Origin of the sequence: Neobacillus niacini (assembly GCF_036961885.1) — a bacterium.
Lineage (GTDB): Bacteria > Bacillota > Bacilli > Bacillales > Cytobacillaceae > Neobacillus > Neobacillus niacini_H.
Genome location: NZ_JBALNQ010000065.1, coordinates 2,671 through 5,418 on the forward strand (window position 1 = coordinate 2,671; position 2,748 = coordinate 5,418).

General features: G+C 34.0%; 3 protein-coding genes. All 3 read left to right on the forward strand.

The genetic code is table 11. The annotated features are described in order from the left end of the window. Positions 1–33 precede the first annotated feature (33 nt). The 3 genes from V7124_RS23010 to V7124_RS23020 are packed head-to-tail and all read left to right on the forward strand — an operon-like array spanning position 34 to position 2,312. Positions 34–546, forward strand: coding sequence for a sigma-70 family RNA polymerase sigma factor (locus V7124_RS23010; RefSeq protein ID WP_335493814.1), 513 nt, complete (start codon positions 34–36; stop codon positions 544–546). A 3-nt stretch (positions 547–549) separates the two neighbouring features. After that, on the forward strand, positions 550–984 hold the full coding sequence (locus V7124_RS23015) for a PadR family transcriptional regulator (RefSeq protein WP_335493808.1): 435 nt from the start codon (positions 550–552) through the stop codon (positions 982–984). Beyond that, on the forward strand, positions 981–2,312 hold the full coding sequence (locus V7124_RS23020) for an FtsW/RodA/SpoVE family cell cycle protein (RefSeq protein WP_335493810.1): 1,332 nt from the start codon (positions 981–983) through the stop codon (positions 2,310–2,312). Before V7124_RS23015 ends, V7124_RS23020 begins: the two co-directional genes overlap by 4 nt. Positions 2,313–2,748 lie beyond the last annotated feature (436 nt).

The following is a 2,748-nucleotide window of genomic DNA, read 5'->3' on the forward strand; positions in this document are numbered from 1 at the left end:
GGACTAAAACAACTGGCGGTGACAGATGAAAGTATGTTGCTTGAGAGAGAGGAAATAATAGATCAATTAATGCAAGAATATAGCGATGATATCCTGCATCTCGTATATACATATGTTAAAAATCGAACGACAGCAGAAGATTTAACGCAGGAGATATTTTTAAAATGTTATGAAAAGTTAAATCAGTTTAATCAGCAGGCAACACTAAAAACATGGGTATATCGTATTGCTAGTAATCATTGTAAGGACTACTTAAGAAGCTGGCATTATCGCAAAATAACGCTTAGCGATAAAATTTTGGATTATATACCTTCGAAATCAAAACAGGTTGAAGAAGAGATTATCGCGAATAGTGAAGAAAACAACTTAACAAATGCTGTCATGAATTTACCTCTAAAGTACAGAGAAGTAGTATTTCTGCATTATTATGAAGAACTATCTTTAGCCGAAATAAGTAAGATTACGACAGTAAATATAAATACAATAAAAACTAGATTAAAGCGTGCAAAAGAATTATTAAAAGACAAGATGATCGAGGAGGTTTAGGAGATGAATGATCCATTTACTAACCTGAAGAGTTCGATGAAAAAATCAATTTTCAAGGATTTTTCTTTTTCCAATGAAAGAAAAAATGCGGTGAAAGAATCCATTCGTATGAGACAATCTCAATCACAATTTCATTCTTGGAAGATAGAAACCATCATAGCTATATTAGAATCGGTTCAGCATGAATCAAAGGATGGCTACAATATTTCTACCCAACTTTTTCAAAAAAATGAACGTACTTTCCAAAAACATGAAGGGCAGCTTTATTCACTTCTACATCTACTAGAAAATAAAGAAATTCTTACTTCAAAATGGATAAACAAAAAGAAATATTACTCCTTAAATTCCAAAGGGGAAAAATACTTAGCTACCTATAAACAAGATAAATCAAAACAAGAGTTATCCCTTAAACACTTACTAGAGGAGGCGTCCTTATGAGTTCTCCCAAATTTGAAGAATTTTTAAGTAAAGTAACGTCCAAAGTGAAATCTAAGGAAGCCCACAACATGATAAAAAAAGAGCTTATTCATCATCTGCAAGAGTTAAGTCAATCTTACAAAAAGAGAGGGTTTTCTAAAGAGGATGCAGAGGAAAAGGCGATTCAAGAAATGGGAAATCCATTTACCATTGGGGAGAGATTAAATCCCCTACATAAGCCGAAAATGGATTGGGTTCTAATTGTTTTATTTGTTCTTTTTGCTGGTTTTAGTTTTCTCCCGTTAGTTGATGGGATTCCTGAATTTTCCCTATCAGGTACCTATTTTATGGGGAGACAGGCGATTTGGTACACCCTGGCTATTCTTGTAATCATTGGATTCTTTTTCTTTGATTACCAAAAATTAAAGAACGGATGGATATACTTTTATGCGATAGGCCTATTGATCCATATATATCTTCATCTTTTTGGAATTATGACCAACGGAGCAAAGAAGTGGGTTTCCCTCCCAGGCCCGACGGTCGATGGAACCATGATGAGCTTATTTTTCTTTTTTCTTGCTTGGGCTGGTATTTTTAACAAAATAAATGAGTTTCGTAGTTGGAAAAAACAAGGTTTACTTTTTGTTTTATTTTGGATTCCCATCTCGCTCTACATGATGGTGCCAGACTTTATGGTTAGTATTATTTACTTCTTCTGCATACTTGGGATGTTTGCTTTCGCTCGAATCCATAAGAAATTAGCTGTAAATCTGACCCTAACAAATCTATTGGCTGGTATTATTTTCATTATTATGTTCTACATGACCTCACGTCAAAGTTATTTGTTAACTAGATTATCTGCTTTTATAAACCCTACTGCCGATTCAAATGGAGCAGGATATATGTATAAGGCGGTTAGGAATGTCCTTTCAGAAGCGGGATGGTTCGGTAACGGACTTTCCAACGAGTTGAATTTTCAATTGTTACCAGAAGCACATACAGATTTTGCTTTTCCCTTCCTCGTCTATTCTCTTGGTTGGGCTTTCGGATTCGTTCTATGTTTGATCCTACTGATATTTATTTCAAGGATCTCAAAAAATGCGTTTAAAACAAAGGACCTCTATGGGAGATTGATCGTAATAGGTGGTGCTACATTGTTTGCGGTTCCTACTACCTGGAACATCTTGATGAGCTTTGGAGTCGTGCCTATAATGGGGGTTTCTCTGCCTTTTATTAGTTATGGAGGCAGTGCGATACTCTTTTACGCTGCTGTTTTAGGACTCATTTTAAATGTTTATCGAAGAAAAGATCTTGTAGAACCCACGATTGCAGATGAAATTAAAAGTTAAAGTCGAACATGTAATTGCTGATAAAAAGGGCGACAGCTAAAGTAATAGTTGTCGCCCTTCCCTTATTGAACTATCGGGTGCTTTTGTTGAAGAAGGTAATAAAATTGGACCACATATATTAGATATGTCTAATATGTGTGGTCCTTTTAGTGTCAACTGTTTCTTTTTTTAACTTAAATATAATCAAAGTATATCCCTATATGTATGATGCAGATAAGGAGATGATTTTATTATTATTAAATTAATATATTCTTGCCAGTGCTATGTCTCAAGTATCGTAATAACAGCTATGCTATGGAGGAAAAAACTCGATTAATAATTAAATGCTGTTGAATCTACATTTATTAAGAAATTTATCCTTAAAAAATTTAGGAGTAGCTTATATTAAATTGTATACTATACTTTAGTCTATTAACAACAATGGAGTAATATTGAG

Excerpts from the sequence above, each read along its gene's own strand:
- V7124_RS23010 (WP_335493814.1), top strand. The coding sequence starts at position 34 with ATGTTGCTTGAGAGAGAGGAAATAATAGATCAATTAATGCAAGAATAT.
- V7124_RS23015 (WP_335493808.1), top strand. The coding sequence starts at position 550 with ATGAATGATCCATTTACTAACCTGAAGAGTTCGATGAAAAAATCAATT.
- V7124_RS23020 (WP_335493810.1), top strand. The coding sequence starts at position 981 with ATGAGTTCTCCCAAATTTGAAGAATTTTTAAGTAAAGTAACGTCCAAA.